The 16,287-nt window shown below is 59.5% G+C and carries 15 protein-coding genes, 1 tRNA gene and 2 rRNA genes (1 of these 18 only partly in view); 15 read left to right on the top strand and 3 right to left on the bottom strand.

Features of this window, described 5'->3' with window-relative positions; genetic code table 11:
• From CHH27_RS16815 to CHH27_RS16805, 3 genes are all read left to right on the top strand, one after another.
• Positions 1–560: ribosomal RNA gene (locus tag CHH27_RS16815) — 23S ribosomal RNA — on the top strand (it extends 2,160 nt beyond the left edge of the window).
• Positions 561–820: 260 nt separating this feature from the next.
• Positions 821–935 (top strand): 5S ribosomal RNA (rrf, locus tag CHH27_RS16810).
• A 208-nt stretch (positions 936–1,143) separates the two neighbouring features.
• Positions 1,144–1,220, top strand: a tRNA-Met gene (locus CHH27_RS16805).
• 377 nt (positions 1,221–1,597) lie between these two features.
• Here CHH27_RS16805 and CHH27_RS16800 read toward each other — a convergent pair.
• From CHH27_RS16800 to CHH27_RS16790, 3 genes are all read right to left on the bottom strand, one after another.
• Positions 1,598–2,359: a tRNA(His) guanylyltransferase Thg1 family protein gene (locus CHH27_RS16800; RefSeq protein ID WP_094072607.1), complete on the bottom strand. Its 762-nt coding sequence runs from the start codon at positions 2,357–2,359 to the stop codon at positions 1,598–1,600.
• Positions 2,349–2,849 (bottom strand): AAA family ATPase, encoded by a 501-nt coding sequence (locus CHH27_RS16795; protein WP_198338238.1) that lies wholly within the window; start codon positions 2,847–2,849, stop codon positions 2,349–2,351. The genes CHH27_RS16800 and CHH27_RS16795 overlap by 11 nt, the downstream gene beginning before the upstream one ends.
• A gap of 206 nt (positions 2,850–3,055) precedes the next feature.
• The gene (locus CHH27_RS16790; RefSeq protein WP_094072605.1) at positions 3,056–4,039 is read right to left on the bottom strand and encodes an ester cyclase; all 984 of its coding nucleotides are present in this window, start codon (positions 4,037–4,039) and stop codon (positions 3,056–3,058) included.
• A 149-nt stretch (positions 4,040–4,188) separates the two neighbouring features.
• Here CHH27_RS16790 and CHH27_RS16785 point away from each other — a divergent pair, with 149 nt between their 5' ends.
• The 12 genes from CHH27_RS16785 to CHH27_RS16730 all read left to right on the top strand — a co-directional run bounded on the left by CHH27_RS16785 (position 4,189) and on the right by CHH27_RS16730 (position 16,253).
• Positions 4,189–5,244, top strand: coding sequence for an ABC transporter ATP-binding protein (locus CHH27_RS16785; RefSeq protein ID WP_094072604.1), 1,056 nt, complete (start codon positions 4,189–4,191; stop codon positions 5,242–5,244).
• A gap of 77 nt (positions 5,245–5,321) precedes the next feature.
• Positions 5,322–6,527: an ABC transporter substrate-binding protein gene (locus tag CHH27_RS16780; RefSeq protein ID WP_094072603.1), complete on the top strand. Its 1,206-nt coding sequence runs from the start codon at positions 5,322–5,324 to the stop codon at positions 6,525–6,527.
• 81 nt (positions 6,528–6,608) lie between these two features.
• Positions 6,609–7,634 (top strand): carbohydrate ABC transporter permease, encoded by a 1,026-nt coding sequence (locus CHH27_RS16775; RefSeq protein ID WP_094072602.1) that lies wholly within the window; start codon positions 6,609–6,611, stop codon positions 7,632–7,634.
• Positions 7,631–8,788, top strand: a complete 1,158-nt coding sequence (locus CHH27_RS16770; protein ID WP_094072601.1) for a carbohydrate ABC transporter permease — start codon at positions 7,631–7,633, stop codon at positions 8,786–8,788. The genes CHH27_RS16775 and CHH27_RS16770 overlap by 4 nt, the downstream gene beginning before the upstream one ends.
• Before the next feature lie 39 nt (positions 8,789–8,827).
• A complete protein-coding gene (locus CHH27_RS16765; protein WP_094072600.1) occupies positions 8,828–9,364 on the top strand; it encodes an ester cyclase in 537 nt (178 codons plus the stop codon).
• 148 nt (positions 9,365–9,512) lie between these two features.
• Positions 9,513–10,823 carry a histidinol dehydrogenase gene (gene hisD / locus CHH27_RS16760; RefSeq protein WP_094072599.1) on the top strand — a complete coding sequence of 437 codons (1,311 nt, stop codon included), beginning with the start codon at positions 9,513–9,515 and terminating at the stop codon, positions 10,821–10,823.
• Complete coding sequence (locus CHH27_RS16755; protein WP_094072598.1) at positions 10,820–11,452, top strand: glutathione S-transferase family protein; 633 nt, start codon at positions 10,820–10,822, stop codon at positions 11,450–11,452. Before hisD ends, CHH27_RS16755 begins: the two co-directional genes overlap by 4 nt.
• Positions 11,449–12,504, top strand: a complete 1,056-nt coding sequence (locus CHH27_RS16750; protein WP_094072597.1) for an ester cyclase — start codon at positions 11,449–11,451, stop codon at positions 12,502–12,504. Before CHH27_RS16755 ends, CHH27_RS16750 begins: the two co-directional genes overlap by 4 nt.
• On the top strand, positions 12,501–13,268 hold the full coding sequence (locus CHH27_RS16745; RefSeq protein WP_094072596.1) for an SDR family NAD(P)-dependent oxidoreductase: 768 nt from the start codon (positions 12,501–12,503) through the stop codon (positions 13,266–13,268). The genes CHH27_RS16750 and CHH27_RS16745 overlap by 4 nt, the downstream gene beginning before the upstream one ends.
• Complete coding sequence (locus CHH27_RS16740) at positions 13,268–14,299, top strand: LacI family DNA-binding transcriptional regulator (protein ID WP_094072595.1); 1,032 nt, start codon at positions 13,268–13,270, stop codon at positions 14,297–14,299. Before CHH27_RS16745 ends, CHH27_RS16740 begins: the two co-directional genes overlap by 1 nt.
• Entirely contained in the window at positions 14,286–15,254 is a 969-nt protein-coding gene (locus tag CHH27_RS16735; protein ID WP_094072594.1) for an ester cyclase, read from the top strand. The genes CHH27_RS16740 and CHH27_RS16735 overlap by 14 nt, the downstream gene beginning before the upstream one ends.
• Positions 15,255–15,287: 33 nt before the next feature.
• The gene (locus tag CHH27_RS16730; RefSeq protein ID WP_094072593.1) at positions 15,288–16,253 is read left to right on the top strand and encodes a cupin domain-containing protein; all 966 of its coding nucleotides are present in this window, start codon (positions 15,288–15,290) and stop codon (positions 16,251–16,253) included.
• Positions 16,254–16,287 lie beyond the last annotated feature (34 nt).

Raw genomic sequence — 16,287 nt, 5'->3', positions numbered from 1 at the left:
ATGGCATAAGCCTGCCTGACTGCGAGACTGACAAGTCGAGCAGAGTCGAAAGACGGCCATAGTGATCCGGTGGTCCCTCGTGGAAGGGCCATCGCTCAACGGATAAAAGGTACGCCGGGGATAACAGGCTGATGATGCCCAAGAGTCCATATCGACGGCATTGTTTGGCACCTCGATGTCGACTCATCACATCCTGGGGCTGGAGCAGGTCCCAAGGGTTTGGCTGTTCGCCAATTAAAGTGGTACGTGAGTTGGGTTCAGAACGTCGCGAGACAGTTCGGTCCCTATCTGCCGTGGGTGTAGGAGAATTGAGAGGATCTGTCCCTAGTACGAGAGGACCGGGATGGACGTACCTCTGGTGGACCTGTTGTGGCGCCAGCCGCATTGCAGGGTAGCTATGTACGGAAGGGATAACCGCTGAAAGCATCTAAGCGGGAAACCCACCTCAAAACCAGTTCTCCCTGAAGAGCCGTGGAAGACCACCACGTCGATAGGAAGCGTGTGGAAGTGTGGCAACACATGAAGCTTAGCTTTACTAATAGCTCGTTCGGCTTGATCGCTCTCATTAATCAATGTTCATCTTTTAGATGCGCTCCGCGCATCTAAAAGATCATCTTAAGTGCGCTATCGTCCTTTGGACTACTTGAGCGCGCCTGAAATGATCAAAAACAAGACCAGTTTTACCCCTCATGGAAACACAGTTCGAAGCGAAAGCTTCGCAAGGCCAAGCGGCCGTCGTCCGGTCAGGACGCGCTCCCGCAGGCCAGCGCTTGAAAAGCGCGGTGCGGCCGTGAGGGAATAGCAAACTGCGCTTCGCCGGCCTGGTGGCCACTGCGGGGAGCCCCCACCCGATCCCATCCCGAACTCGGCCGTGAAACTCCCCAGCGCCAATGGTACTGCATCTTAAGGTGTGGGAGAGTAGGTCGCCGCCAGGCCTGCAAATCGCAGTTTGTTGCTCAACGATGAAACCTCTTGCCGGTCAATCCGGATCCCAGCACCTCATAGCTCAACGCACCAGGGTGCTGGCACCATGGAGCAGACCCGTTTGCCCGAAGGCGAAAGCCGAGGACAAACAAAGCAAAAATGTCCGGGCACAAAAAAAGCCCCTCCTGGATACTTCGGTAACCCGGAACCAAAAAATAACGCGGGATGGAGCAGCCCGGTAGCTCGTCAGGCTCATAACCTGAAGGTCGCAGGTTCAAATCCTGCTCCCGCAACCAACAAATAACCCGGCCACAAGCCGGGCTTTTTTGTTGGTAACGGATACAGATTTTAACATGACCGGGGCCCCACAAGGAGGGCAAAGCCCGACGCAACCGGGCAGAAAACAATCAAAGCCTGCTCACAAAACCAAATTCGATAACAGCCTCATCCCGTAAGGGGTGGGGCTGTTGTCGTATTCGGTCAGTGGAGACAGGAGGCGGACCTTGCAAAAAGGGCCGGATAGGCCCGATTGCCGGTTCACGACAAGGGCGAAGCACGAAGGCGCAATGGAGCAAAGACAACATAAAATCCTGCTCACAAAACCAAATCAGAAAAGCCCGGCCGCAAAACGCGACGGGCTTATTGACGTTTTGGGGATAAAACGCTCTGAAACTCAGGCGTCGTTGCAGGTATCGGCTACCAGGTTCGCAACAGCCTGGCCTTCCGGCGTGTGCTCAAGCCAGACCAGTCTGTTGCGAAGCGCGGTGCTGGTAGTTCCGCTGCGAGGATCCATGCCTAGGGTCTTGATGGATTCGCGGGCAAGGAACGCCCCGATCCGCATCCAGTCTGGCTGGTCGGCATAGTCGATACCGTGTTGGTCCAGCAGGTCCAGTTTTTGTGCCGTCGACATTCCGTTCATTTGCTCATCGGCTGCATTGGGGGAGAGGTCGAGACTTCTCAGGTGCCAATAGCAAAAAGCTGTCAGGCTATTCCGTCTGGCGTCTTCCTGGCGCCAGCGGAAATAATCGACTGCGTCTTCGGTTTCAGGCAGTGGAATTACCCTGCAGTCAAAGGCACAGGGCCGACCGATCTTCAGCGAAAAACAGGCGCTGGCCTCACCTGCATGCACGGAGTTCAGCTTTCGGGTCTTGCCGGCGAAGGGCACGTCCGTGCCTTTCATCAGCAGGGAGATCTCGTCGCTCTGGGTATAACAGAGTTTGAAATTGGGGCCGGCATCCATCAGATGTTCACACGTGGCCTGCATGGCGCGGTGAAACCTGAGGTCAAACGGCTTGTCAAGATCGATCAGGTCCTTGGTCAGGCGTGTAAAGCCGCGGCCATCCAGTCTAAGGACTATCCAGTCGGAATCTGGGACTGGCTGGTCGAGACTGTTCTCAAACTGACGCATCTTCTGATCAAAGACATCAAATCGCATTGGTCTGCCCCTGTTTCACCGCATGCCCGTCAGCGTCAACGACGTAGATCTCGCTGAAGCCTTCGTCCGGTCGGGGCGCCGCGAGTTTTCTGGCTGTCGCGAGGATGCCCTTGTCCGGGATGCGCGATTTGCCCGTTCTGCCCGCGTTGCGTTCCAGGCAGGTCTCCAGCGGCACGTTGAAATAGTAAGCAAGGCAATTAAATCGGGCTGCAGTCGCCGGGAGGAGGTAGCGCAGACGATCTTCCGGGCCAGGGTTGGTGTTGTCGATCACGAACCGCTGGCCTACCTCAAGGCAGGTCTCAAAAAGTGCCTGTTCCCGGCGTCTTGTCTTGAGCATGTCGAGGTTCAGCCGAACATGGCTGCCTGAAAACGATTTCTGATAGAAACTGGACTTCCCGCTTCCCTGAAGGCCAATAAAAACAATCATTTCCATCTCGAATGACGCCTCGAGTTCGTGCCACGGCCCTTTGGGTCGCGGTATAAGGTCCACAGCCAGGCGCCTGTGCCGTCGCTGCCTCTCAGCTCATAAGCGTTTCCCAATCAGGAGGCTAGTCCTGGCGCCTTGGCAGAACGAAGAAAGGTGCGTGTCAGCCGTTATGATAGGGGGCGAAACACACTGCCTACGAGGTTCGGGACTTCGGGGCGGAGACGAAACGATCCAGATCTCCTGTGAGGACAGCCGAGTTCCCTGTTTGCTCAACCCTGTTCGGCAATCAGGTCCCGTCCCATCTGGTGGAAGAGGTCAAGATAGTCGAGCATCACCCAGTTCTCCATGATCTTCGTGTTGGCACAGCGATAGAAATCCATGACGCGCAGGGTCAGGGACTTGCCGGTTGCCGGAACACCCAGGTAGTCGCCTCTGTGGGTCATGGTCATGGAGGGCCAGCCGCTGACGGCGGCGTAGTTGCCATCGCCGATCCGGCAGTAGTGATCGCCGCCGACGCGGTCCGGAAACGCGGTGAGGAATGCGGCACGGTGGTCCTTTTCGAAACCGCTCCAGCGGTAGTTGGAGCCGATGCCTCCCGGGCCGTACCAGAGCATGTCGTCATGCCAATAGCCGTCGTCGCCGGTTTGGCCTTTTGAGCTAAAGGTTTCAGGGTCGAAGGCCTTGAGGTCTGCGAGCATGGTTTCACAGAGATCGAGCGTCTTTTCGCCGTCTGCCTGGTCCTTCGGCAAGATACCGTCATGGGTTGCCGGGCCCGGAAACAGCATTTCCGTTCCAAGCATGTGCGGCAGGGGAAAGCGCCCGGCCTGCCGCATCAGGTCGAGAAGATCGATGATGATCTTCGCTTCAGAGATCCGGCCGTCCGCTTCGATCCGGTAGAATTCTCCGGACCGCAGGAAGGCGAGATGACCGGATTGTTTCACGCCAAAGAGAGGCTCGTCGAAATTTCCGAGATAGTGCGTGACGCTGGCGATCCAGTGCCCACCCGGGGCCCGGCGGTTGGGGCCGCCGATGAAAATTTCGTCCCGCCGGCGGGCGTTGGTGAGCGCGCGCTTCAGCGGAGTGTAGAACTCTTCGATGACGGCTTCCCGGCCCTGCAGGCGATTGACAGGACAGGCGACATCAAAAATCACGTCGTCGCGCAAGTGTCTGGAAAACAGATCCTTCTCGTTGCTGGAAGCGGGATCGAAAATCGCGTTGAGAAAAGCGTGCGGCGCGTGCCTGAAATCGGACATGGTCAAACCTAGCATGAAAGTCGAAGATGGTGCCTAGGCACTATTTTGCATTCGTATGCAAAAAATCATTGCCAAAGTCTTATCTCTGTGTCTAGCTACTTTGCATAGGAATGCAAACTTAGCCGGCGGACGATCAAGAGGGGGACGCTGTGGCTGAAATCCAGCTCAAGAATGTGTCGAAGCGATGGGGTGCATTTGTCGGCGTCGATAATTTCGACCTGACGATAGCCGATCGTGAATTTCTCGTTCTCCTCGGCCCGTCCGGCTGCGGCAAGACCACCACCATGCGCATGATCGCCGGGCTGGAGGATGCCACGGATGGTGAGATCGTGATCGGCGACAGGGTCGTGAACGATCTCGATCCGAAGGACCGGGACATTGCGATGGTGTTTCAGTCCTACGGCCTTTATCCCAACATGAATGTCTACGAGAACATCCGCTTCCCGCTGAAAGTGCGGAAGGTGGATCCGGCGAGCCATGATGAGCGGGTGATGCGGGCAGCCGACATGGTGGAGCTGCGCGAGTTTCTGCACCGCAAGCCGGCGGAACTGTCCGGGGGGCAGCGGCAGCGGGTTGCACTGGCACGCGCGATCGTTCGCGAGCCGAATGTCTTCCTGATGGATGAACCGCTTTCGAATCTCGATGCCAAGCTCCGGGTCTCGACCCGCGCGCAGATCAAGAACCTGCAGCATGAACTCAAGGTCACGACGATCTATGTCACGCATGACCAGATCGAGGCGATGACCCTGGCCGACCGCGTTGTCGTCATGAAACGCGGCATCATTCAGCAGGTCGGAACGCCGACGGACATCTATGACAAGCCGGCCAACACATTCGTGGCCGGGTTCATCGGATCTCCCGCAATGAACCTGATGGAAGGAACCCTTCAGGGCGGCACATTTACCGGTGAGCATGTTTCCATCAGCGGTCTGAACGGGCCGGACGGTCCTGTCACTCTGGGCTTCAGAGCCGAGGATGCCGCCGTTGCCCAGTCAAGCGCCAGCGCTGAAATCAACGCCCCCGTCTACACGATGGAACTGCTTGGCGACGCCACGATGATTACAGTCAAGGCTGGTGGCGCGATGGTCTCGGTCAAGGCCAACAAGGACTACCGCATCGAGATCGACGAAACCGTCGGGCTGCATATCCCGGCAGAGATCTGCCACCTCTTTCATCACGAGACGGGCGCGCGCATCTACGCCTAAACCCGTCCACCCGGCTTAAAGCCAACCCAACCAGAGTGGCGCCAAGAGGCGCGTGGAACAGCAGGGAGACCTGACAGATGATAAAGAAACTGCTTCTTGCCGGTGCAATGTCACTGGCCGTGACCGGCGCGGCAAGCGCCTGTGATTTTGAAAACACCGTTCCGGTGAAATCGCTGTCCGCAGGCTTTGAAGCCTGGAAGGCTGTGACGGAATTCATGTCAAAATGCGGTGACTTCGAGGCCGAGCTCGACCAGGAGTTCCGCAAGAAGCAGCCGGCAGCGTTTGCTGCGGATCCGTCCCTGTACCAGATCGGCGGCGTTGCCAACGGCACGCTGGTGCCGCTGTTGAATGAAGGCACCGTTCGTCCGCTCGACGACCTTGTTGCCAAATACGGTCAGAACCTGACGCCGAACCAGTTGATCAAGATCGACGGCAAGGTCATGGCCGTTGCCATGATGGTTAACGCCCAGCATCTGATGTACCGCGAAGACATCCTGACCGACCTTGGCCTTCCGGTGCCGAAGACCTATGACGAGGTTCTGGCGGCGGCCGCCAAGATCAAGGAAGCCGGTGTCGTCGACTATCCGATCGGTGGAACGTTCAAGACCGGATGGAACCTTGGCGAAGAATTCGTCAACATGTATCTGGGCATGGGCGGCACCTTCTTTGCCGACGACAACAGCCCGACCATCGAGAACGCGGAAGGCGTCGCATCTCTTGAGATGCTGAAGAAGCTGACCGAGTACATGGACCCGGAATATCTGGTGTCCGACAGCACCTATGTGCAGCAGCAGTTCCAGCAGGGCAAGATCGCCATGGCCAACCTCTGGGCCTCGCGGGCCGGTGCCATGGATGATCCGAATGAATCCCAGGTCGTTGGCAAGGTGAAGATGGCCGGTGCGCCGACCGCCAATGCACGGGCTGCATCGACGCTCTGGTGGGACGGTCTGGTCATCGCCAAGAACATTTCGGATGAAGAAGCCGAAGCCGCGTTCCGCGTGGCCATGAACGGCCTGACGCCGGAAATGGTGAAAGCCAACAATGATGCCGCTGTCTGGCTGGTGCAGGGCTATGAACCCGGTCCGTTGGCACTCGGTGTTGTTCAGACCGCTGAAGCCGGTGCGCTGCCTTACCCGGCCAGCTCGCAGATGGGCCTGATGCACACGGCGCTCGGCAATGGCGTTGCCGACTACCTGACAGGTGCCAAGGATGCGGAAACCACATTGAAGGACATTGCCGCAGCCTACACGACCTCCGCCAAGGAAGCCGGTCTGATCCAGTAACCGGCGGGATCTTTTCACGATCAGGATGGGGGCAGTCTTGCCCCCGTTCAAAACCATCAGGCACCAACCGGGGAGGGCAGCGTGAAATTCAAGACATTTGCCGCATTTGTCGGCCCGTCCATCTTTCTCATGCTGCTCTTCATCGCGGCGCCCTTGATCAGCGTTTTCATGCAGAGCTTCTACGTTACGCAACCGATCTTCGAGACGGTTGAAGTGGAAACCTGCACGCCCGGCTTTCCGACCCAGACATGTGTCACGGAAACAAAAACCCAGCCTGTTCTGGGCGACGATGGCAAGATCGTCACCGCGGTCAAATATGTCGGTCTGGAAAGCTACGTGAATGTGCTGGAGCCCGACCGGGCCTGGGCGGCGCTATCGGCCCTTGATTTCAGAGCACTGCTGACCATCGACTTCTGGAAGGCGCTGCGCTTTACCCTCACCTTCACGCTGGTCACGCTTCCCCTCGTGATCGGTGTCGGGCTGGTGATCGCCGTGACGGTCAACAATGCCACCCGCATGATACGTGGCCCCATCATCTTCGTATCGCTGCTGCCCTTCATCATCACCCCGGTGATCGGTGCCCTGTCCATCCGCTGGCTGTTCATCGGCGACGGCATCATGACGGCCTTCCTGGAATGGTGGCTGGCACGCGACATCGCCATGTTCGCGCAGGGCTGGACCATCGAGCTCCTGATGATGTTCTACCGGGTCTGGCACGTCGCGCCCTTTGCCTTTGTTGTTTTCTATGCCGGCCTTCAGACCGTGAACCAAGACACGCTGGAATCGGCGGTGATCGATGGCGCCAGCCGCTGGGAGCGTTTGCGCTACGTCATCATTCCGCATCTGATGCCGCTGATCGTCTTCATCTCGCTCATTCACCTGATGGATTCCTACCGGGTGTTCGAGGAAATCGTCGGCTTCTCCAGCCAGGCCTACCGGATCTCGCTGCAGTGGCTCACCTATGACCTTCTGACGCCGGATGACAGCGGCAACCGGTCCATCTCACGGGCGTCGGCCAGCGCCATGCTCACCATGATCGGGATCGTCGTGCTGCTTGTGCCGCTCCTGCGCAAGACCTGGCGTGATCACAAGGGAGGAAAGGTATGAGCCTGCCGAAATCCATGCAGCAGCCGATGGCGCTGCGCCTGTCCTCCGCCGGGTTCCTGGCCTTCTGGTGCCTGCTCGCCGCCTTCCCGATCTTCTGGATCGCGGTGATGAGCTTCAAGGATCCGGTCGACGCCTTTGCCTCCAATCCATTGGACGTGGTCTTCGGACCCGAGACGGTGGCAACCGGGCGCGGCCTGTCGATTGTCAGCATTGTCGTAGGGCTCGCCGCACTCTGGTACACATTCCGACTGGCGACCACGACCCTGCCGAGACTGGTCAAGCAGTTTTCACCGCCGCACCTGATCGTGCCGGGCTGGATCATTGGCGCTCTTGTGTTTGCGCTCGGCTTCCTGATCGTCTTCGCCGGTATCCTGCCTCCACTTTTGTCGGCCGTGAATTCCGTGCTGGGTCCGATCGGCGAGCCGATCCTCGGCCTGACGACAGAGCATTACAGCGCGGTCTGGTTCGAAAACGCCTTCTACGAGAATTTCATCAATTCGCTGATCATCACGGTCGGGGTGGTCACGGTCTCGCTGACGGTCGGCACTCTGGCGGGGTACGGACTGGCGCGCTCCGGGTCGAGCCTTGCCTTCTGGATCCTGATCATCGCGCTCATCTTCCGCGCGCTGCCGCACTCAGTCCTGGTTGCTGGCTACCTGCCGCCGTTCATCAACTCGGCGGAGATCCTCCGGCCGCTGCTGGGCGACGCTGCTCCGACGCTCTACGGAAAGCCCTGGGCCGTGATCGCGGTGCTGGTGTCGATCAACCAGCCTTTCACGATCTGGATGCTGCGCTCGTTCTTCCAGAACATTCCGAACGAGCTCGACGAGGCGGCGCGGGTGGATGGCTGCACGCATTTCCAGGCGTTTCGCTGGGTGATCATGCCGGTGATGTGGCCGGGCGTCATCACCACAGGTCTGTTCAGTTTCCTCCTGGCCTACAACGACTATCTGGTCTGCTCGCTGCTTCTGGATGCCCAGAACCAGACGATGGTTCCGGCCATTGCCGGTTACTTCAACCGGGAAACCACGACAACGGATCAGGTCGAGGCCGTGGCAGCAGCTGTCTCCATTATCGCCCCGCTGTTCCTGCTGATCATGATCTTCCAGCGCCAGATCGTTTCCGGCCTGACCGCAGGGGCCGTGAAAGGCTAGTGCGGTGAGGCTTCAAACACGAAGTTCAAAAGGTGACACATGAAGGGATCCCGTCCCGAACAGGCGGTCTTGAGCCGCGACACGGATATGAGCAAGACCGACGAGACGCGCCGCGTCATCGAAGGCATGGTCGATGGTCTCAATGATCACCGGATTGCGGATATCGGCGAGTTCTTCTCCGAAGGCTTCCGCTGGCTCGGCAATGCCGGTTGCGGCACCAAGACGGGCCTGAAGGAATTTCAGGACAATTGGCAAAAGCCGTTTCAGGCCGCTTTTTCGGACAAGGTCTGTGTCGACGAAGCACGGCTCTACATGGGGGAATGGGCGGCTGCCTTCGGCCGGCAGGAAGCCACGCATTCCGGTGAATTCATGGGCATCGCGCCGACCGGCAAGCGGGTCGAGATCCGTTACATGGATTTCTGGAAAGTTGTCGACGGCAAGATCGTCAACAACTGGGTCATGGTCGATTTCCCGCATGTGCTCGCCCAGCTCGGCCGCGATGTTTTCAACGGAGAAGGCTGGGAAGCTTTTGACCGGGGCGAACGCACGCCACCCGCGCCGGAAAAGGCCGCGTGACAAAAGACTTAGGCGTCTTTCCGGCATTTTCGGAAAAGGCGCTTGATTGTTCTGCATACGTATGCAATTTGGACTTAACACTGCGGGCAGCGGCAACAGAGGTTCAGGGAAAGAAGATCTCGAGCCGGTGTCCTGAAAGGGAAGAAACATGGCGATTGAGTATCTGAAGCGCGGCAAGCCCGAAGCCGAACGGTCCGAAGACGATGCCAAGGTTCGCTCCATCGTGGAGGGAACGCTCAAGGAGATCGAAACCAGGGGCGATGCCGCGGTTCGAGACCTGTCGGAAAAGTTCGACAATTACTCACCGCAAACATTCCGTCTGACGCAGTCCGAGATTGATGCGCTGATGAACCAGGTTTCCGACCGGGACATGGCGGACATCAAGTTTGCCCAGGACCAGGTCCGCAAGTTTGCGCAGGCGCAGCGCGACTCGATGCTGGACATCGAAGTCGAGACGATGCCGGGCGTGATCCTGGGCCACAAGAACATCCCGGTTCAGTCCGTCGGTTGTTATGTGCCTGGGGGCAAGTTCCCGATGGTGGCCTCAGCCCATATGTCCGTCGCCACGGCCTCCGTTGCGAAGGTTCCGCGGATCATCGCGGCAACGCCGCCGTTCAAGGGCGCGCCGAACCCGGCCGTGATCGCCGCGATGCATCTGGGCGGTGCGCACGAGATCTATGTCCTGGGCGGCATTCAGGCCGTCGGGGCCATGGCAATCGGCACGGAGACGATCGATCCGGTTCATATGCTGGTCGGGCCGGGCAATGCCTTTGTTGCCGAAGCCAAGCGGCAGCTGTTCGGCCGGGTCGGGATTGATCTCTTTGCAGGTCCCACCGAAACGATGGTAATCGCCGACGAAACCGTTGATGCGGAAATGTGCGCGACGGATCTGCTCGGTCAGGCCGAGCACGGCTACAATTCGCCTGCGGTCCTGGTGACAAATTCGCGAAAGCTGGCGACCGAGACCCTGGCCGAGATTGACCGGCTCCTGAAGATCCTGCCGACCGCTGACACGGCCGCCAAGTCCTGGGAGGACTATGGCGAGGTCATTCTCTGCGACAGCTATGACGAAATGCTGGCCGTTGCCGATGACATTGCGTCTGAGCATGTGCAGGTAATGACCGACCGGGACGACTGGTTCCTGGAAAACATGACCTGCTATGGCGCCTTGTTCCTGGGCGCGCGCACGAATGTGGCCAATGGCGACAAGGTGATCGGCACCAATCACACGCTGCCGACCAAGAAGGCAGGCCGCTACACGGGCGGGCTGTGGGTCGGCAAGTTCCTGAAGACCCATTCCTACCAGAAGGTGCTGACGGACGAGGCGGCTGCCGAGATCGGTGCCTATTGTTCGAGGCTCTGCATGCTTGAGGGTTTTGTCGGTCATGCCGAACAGGCCAATATTCGGGTGCGTCGCTATGGAGGCGGCAACGTACCTTACGGAGAAGCAGCAGAATGATCACCGTTCATGGACGTCTGTCGTCCGCAAATGTTCAGCCCGTTGTCTGGTGTCTGGAAGAACTGGGTGTCGAGTATACCCGCCTGGATGTCGGCGGCCCCTTTGGCGGGAATGATACGCCGGAGTTCCTGGCAATGAACCCGCTCGGGCTCGTTCCTGTCCTGGAAGAAGATGGGCAGGTCATCTCGGAGGCGGTGACGATCCTGCGCTACCTCATGCGGCGCTATGGCGGGCATCCTAGCGACCCGATGGCCGCCGCCCGGATCGAACGGTGGGCGGACATGTCCCGGCAGCACATTTATGTACCGCTCATTCCGACGATCTTCTGGCAAATGGTGCGCACGACGGTCGAAGACCGGAACCATTCTGCAATTGCCCAGGCCGAAGCCGGTCTGAAACAGTCGATGACCATTGTCGACGGGTTGATTGAAGGCCCGTTTATCGGCGGTGACACGCTTAATCTGGTCGATTACCAGATCGGTGGGCTGCTCTACCGGTATTACGAGCTCGATTTTGATCGCGCGGATCTTCCGGGCCTGAAGGCCTATTACGACCGCCTCTGTGCGCGCCCGGCTTACCAGTCCGGCGTGATGGTCGATTTCTGGAACATGAAAGTGCCCGGTGCATGACGACTGACAGACATACGGCCCACAAGGCGCTGATCGCCCCACTCAGGGCTGCCATGTATGATTTTGAGGAAGTGACGGTGCGCAGCGCGCTGTTGGACCTGTGTGCACCCGATGCACTCTTCCGGCTGTGCCATCCGTTTGGCGACATGGTCGGGCCGGACGCCTTTTACGATGGCGCCTATGCGGCGCTCTTCAAGGCCATCCCGGATCTGGAACGGCGCGACACGATCGTCATGGCCGGTCCAACACCGGAAGGACATGACTGGGTCGGTTGCGGCGGCTATTACACCGGGTCTTTCGAAAGGCCGTGGCTGGACATCCCGGCGACGGGCCATCAGGTGGCCATGCGTTTTCACGAGTTCTACCGCTTTGTCGATGGCAAGGTGGTCGAGTTTCAGGCGCTCTGGGACATTCCGGAAGTCATGATGCAGGCCGGGGCCTGGCCGATGGCGCCGACCCTTGGACGTGAGTGGCATGTGCCGGGGCCGGCGACTGAAGACGGGATCGTGCCGGGACCATATGACGAGGCAGCAGGCGCTAGGACCTGCCAGCACATCATCGACATGCTGGAACATCTGAAGCGGCACCCGTCCCAGGGTGGTCCGGAAGTGATGGAAATGCCGAAATTCTGGCATCCGCGCATGAGCTGGTACGGCCCGTCGGGCATTGGCACCGGGCGCGGTATCAAGGGCTTTCGCAACTGGCACCAGATCCCGTTCCTGAACGGCATGCCGGATCGCGGTCAGTACGTGGACGAAATCACTTACCACTTCTTCGGCGACCGCGAGTATGCAGCCGTGACTGGCTGGCCCAACATGATCCAGACCGTGACCCATGACGGCTGGATGGGCATTGCGCCGTCCGGCAAGCGGATCACGATGCGCAGCCTGGATTTCTGGCGACTTGAAAACGGACTGATCCGGGAGAACTGGGTGCTGGTCGATCTTCTGGACGCTTACCAGCAATTGGGTGTTGACGTTTTCAATCGGCTCCGGGAATTCAACAAGGCCCGCGCGGGCTTTGATCCAGAAACCGGAGTTGCCTTGTCATGATCGACCTACCCTCCACCCCGAGTTTTGACCTCAGCGGCAAACGCGTTCTTGTGACGGGCGCATCTTCCGGCATTGGCCTTGCCTGCGCCACGGCACTGGCAGAGGCCGGCGGCGACGTGGTGCTGGCGGCCCGGCGGGAGGACAAGCTGAAAGAGGCGGTCGAAGCGATGACGGCTCGGGGCTGGACAGCCTCCGCGCTTCAACTCGATGTTGCCGATGTGTTGGAGGTGGAGGTCAGCGTTGCCGATCGCGGTCCATTCGATGTGCTCGTCAACAGCGCAGGCGTCGCGCGGCATTCACCGGCCACGGAAACGACGCCGGAGGATTTCGACGCGGTGATGAACGTCAATCTGCGCGGCGCCTTTTTTGTCACCCAATGTGTCGCCAAGGGCCTGATTGACGCCGGCAAGCCCGGATCCTTGATCAACATGTCTTCCCAGATGGCCCATGTTGGCGGCGTCGACCGGGCTGTCTATTGCGCGTCGAAGTTTGCTGTCGAGGGCTTTACCAAGGCGATGGCCTTGGAACTCGGGCCGAAGCAGATCCGAGTGAACACGATCTGCCCGACCTTCATCCGAACGCCTTTCACCGAAGCGACTTTCGACAATCCGGACCGCGTCAGGTGGATCGAGGAAAAGATCAAGCTGGGCCGTACCGGAACGGTTGAAGACATCATGGGCGCGGTGCGCTACCTCGCCAGCGATGCGTCTGCCCTGGTGACGGGCACCTCGCTTCTGGTCGATGGAGGCTGGACGGCGGACTGATGAGCAGCGAAAAGGTCACCTCCATCGAAGTCGCCAAGAAAGCCGGTGTCAGCCAGTCGGCGGTCAGTCGCGTATTCACCCCGGGCGCGTCCGTCTCGCCGAAGATGGCAGAAAAGGTTCTGAAGGCTGCCGAGGAACTGGGTTACCGGCCAAATGTCCTCGCCCGATCACTGATTACAGGGCGTTCGCGCATCATCGGACTGGTGGTGGCCTATCTGGAAAACCAGTTCTATCCGGACGCCCTGGAGAAGCTCTCCAATGCGCTGCAGGCGCATGGCTATCACATCCTTGTCTTCATGGTCTCCAACGACGAGGGCAATATAGACAAGGTGATGGGCGAGCTGCTGGACTACCAGGTCGACGGCATCATCACCGCGTCTGTCGGCATGTCCAATGCGCTGGCGGCCCGCTGCGCCGCGGCCGGCGTCCCGGTGGTCCTGTTCAACCGGGGCCAGGATGACGAGCGGCTCAATCAGGTGACCTCCGACAATTTCGAGGGCGGCCGCAAGATTGCCGAGTTTCTGGCCGCCGGTGGTCACAAGCGCATTGCACATGTTGCCGGCTGGTCCGGTTCCTCCACGGGCCGGGATCGCGAGGCCGGGTTCCGGGCTGGGCTGAAAGACGCCGGGCTGGAGCTCGTCGCCTGCACGGACGGCATGTACAAGCGCGAAACAGCAGCTGCAGCTGCCCGCGAGATGTTTTCCGTCAAGGACCGGCCCGACGCTGTTTTTGTCGGCAACGACCACATGGCCTTTGCCGTCATGGACGTGCTGAGATTTGAATTGAAGCTCAGCGTGCCAGGTGATGTCTCCGTGGTCGGCTACGACGATGTGCCGCTTGCTGCCTGGCCCTCCTATGACCTCACGACCCTGCGCCAGCCCTCCAACCGGATGGTCGAAGCCACCGTGTCGACCCTGCTCGGCTGGATCGAGGAGGGCAGTCAGGATGTTCAGAAAATCAAGATCGACGGGCCGCTGATGATCCGCGGTTCCGCCCGCATACCCGAAGGATGGCCCGATGAAAGGCTTTGACCCGCGCTGGTCCGATTTTCCCGACTACATCATCGGGATCACCAAGGAGATCTGGGAAGATCGCAAGATCGCAACCCTGCATCACTATTACTCGGACGATATCGTCGTCCGCTCTCCGGCCTCGGTCGTTGTCGGCAACAGGGACGTGATCGGGGCGACCATGGCGACGCTGGCCGAGTTTCCGGACCGTACGCTGCTCGGGGAAGACGTCATCTGGTCCGGCACACCGGAAGAGGGCATGCTGTCTTCTCACCGGATCATCTCCACTGCGACCCATCTGGGTGATGGTGTCTATGGCAAGGCGACGGGCAAGAAGCTGCAATATCGGATCATTGCCGACTGCCATGCCATCAACAACCAGATCAACGACGAATGGCTGATCCGTGACCAGGGGGCGATCGTGCGCCAGATGGGGTGGGACCCCAAAACCTATGCGCATGAGCTGATCGAACGCGAAGGTGGTCCGGACGCCTGTGTCAGGCCCTTCTCGCCCGGGATCGACAAACCCGGCCCCTACAAAGGTACCGGCAACGACAACGAATGGGGCGCGAAATACGCGGACATCCTGACGCGTGTGATGGGTGCGGACATGGCGGCGATCGAAGCCGAATATGACCGCGCCTGCCAACTCGCCTATCCGGGCGGGGTCAACGGCTATTCCTTTGGCGATGCCGACCGCTTCTGGATGGGGCTTCGGGCAAGCTTTCCTTCTGCTGCCTTCAAGATCGAGCACCAGATCGGCCGCGACGATCCGATGATGCCGCCGCGTGCGGCGCTGCGCTGGTCGCTTCACGGCAGGCATGACGGCTGGGGTGTCTTTGGCGAGCCGACCGGTGCCGACGTCTATGTCATGGGAGCGGCCCATGCCGAATTCGGCCCGTGGGGCCTGCGCCGCGAATATGTCCTTTTTGATGAAACGTCGATCTGGAAGCAGATCGCGCTGAAAACCGGCTGATCTTTCGGCCTCAACAGCAATATAGGTCCTGTCATGACCCCTGAAGAAATGGAAACCCGGATTGTCCGTTATGGCGATCTGAAGCCCTGCCGAACCGCCTTTATCGATGCCCACACGCCGGGCTCCGACCAGAAAGAAAACTTCACCATCATTGGTGGCGGGGTGTCCGAGAGCCCGGACCAGCATGTCCACATCAATGAAACGCCGGGTTTCAACATCGGGGCGGCCGGCCAGCCGCCGAAATGCCGCAACTCCCTGCATTCGCATACGACGGCAGAGGTGTTCTTCGTTCTGAAGGGGCGTTGGCGGTTCTTCTGGGGGCGCTGGGGCACGGCGGGCGAAGTGACGCTCGAAGAGGGCGACATCTTCAACATTCCGACCGGCATCTTTCGTGGTTTTGAAAATATCGGCACCGACTACGGAATGATCATGGCGATCCTCGGCGGAGATGATGCCGGTGGCGGCGTGACCTGGGCGCCGCAGGTGATTGAAGACGCCAAGGACCACGGGCTGGTGCTTGGTAAAAATGGTGTGCTCTACGACACCAAGAAGGGGCAAAGCCTGCCGCCCGATGTGCAACCGATGCCGCTTCTGTCCGATGAGGACCTTAAGGCCTTCCCTGAGCCGGGTAACGCGGCCGTGGTGCGGGATTATGTTGCCCGCTACTGGGACCTGATGGCGCTCGCCGCGGATGCGCCCTGCAAGGTGATTGGCGAAACGGCGCTGCTGAAGGACAAGCCGGGGTTCGAGGTGGAGTTCCTGACCCGCGGGTCGCTTCCCGAAACCGCCTATACCCTGTCGGCGCACGAGATCCTGATGGTGATGCGTGGACACTGGAAGCTGAGCTGGGCTGATGGTGAAAAGATCCTGGCGCCGGGAGATACCTGTGCCGTTCCGCCGGGACTGGAGCATAGCCTGACGCCGTCGATGAGCGGGGAAGCCAGCCTCTACCGGGTGATGAACACCAGCGATCCGGCCGGAGCCACCTGGGTCGGTTGAACAACAAGCGGGCAGGGGTAAGAACCCTGCCCGG

Source organism: Labrenzia sp. VG12 (assembly GCF_002237595.1).
GTDB lineage: Bacteria > Pseudomonadota > Alphaproteobacteria > Rhizobiales > Stappiaceae > Roseibium.
The sequence above is the reverse complement of the archived record's forward strand: the minus strand, read 5'-3'. Positions and strand labels throughout refer to the sequence as shown.

What these genes read in the sequence shown, in the direction of transcription:
- CHH27_RS16800 (WP_094072607.1), bottom strand. Translation starts at nt 2,359, where the DNA reads ATGCGATTTGATGTCTTTGATCAGAAGATGCGTCAGTTTGAGAACAGT.
- CHH27_RS16790 (WP_094072605.1), bottom strand. Translation starts at nt 4,039, where the DNA reads ATGTCCGATTTCAGGCACGCGCCGCACGCTTTTCTCAACGCGATTTTC.
- CHH27_RS16780 (WP_094072603.1), top strand. Translation starts at nt 5,322, where the DNA reads ATGATAAAGAAACTGCTTCTTGCCGGTGCAATGTCACTGGCCGTGACC.
- CHH27_RS16770 (WP_094072601.1), top strand. Translation starts at nt 7,631, where the DNA reads ATGAGCCTGCCGAAATCCATGCAGCAGCCGATGGCGCTGCGCCTGTCC.
- CHH27_RS16765 (WP_094072600.1), top strand. Translation starts at nt 8,828, where the DNA reads ATGAAGGGATCCCGTCCCGAACAGGCGGTCTTGAGCCGCGACACGGAT.
- hisD (WP_094072599.1), top strand. Translation starts at nt 9,513, where the DNA reads ATGGCGATTGAGTATCTGAAGCGCGGCAAGCCCGAAGCCGAACGGTCC.
- CHH27_RS16755 (WP_094072598.1), top strand. Translation starts at nt 10,820, where the DNA reads ATGATCACCGTTCATGGACGTCTGTCGTCCGCAAATGTTCAGCCCGTT.
- CHH27_RS16750 (WP_094072597.1), top strand. Translation starts at nt 11,449, where the DNA reads ATGACGACTGACAGACATACGGCCCACAAGGCGCTGATCGCCCCACTC.
- CHH27_RS16745 (WP_094072596.1), top strand. Translation starts at nt 12,501, where the DNA reads ATGATCGACCTACCCTCCACCCCGAGTTTTGACCTCAGCGGCAAACGC.
- CHH27_RS16740 (WP_094072595.1), top strand. Translation starts at nt 13,268, where the DNA reads ATGAGCAGCGAAAAGGTCACCTCCATCGAAGTCGCCAAGAAAGCCGGT.
- CHH27_RS16735 (WP_094072594.1), top strand. Translation starts at nt 14,286, where the DNA reads ATGAAAGGCTTTGACCCGCGCTGGTCCGATTTTCCCGACTACATCATC.
- CHH27_RS16730 (WP_094072593.1), top strand. Translation starts at nt 15,288, where the DNA reads ATGACCCCTGAAGAAATGGAAACCCGGATTGTCCGTTATGGCGATCTG.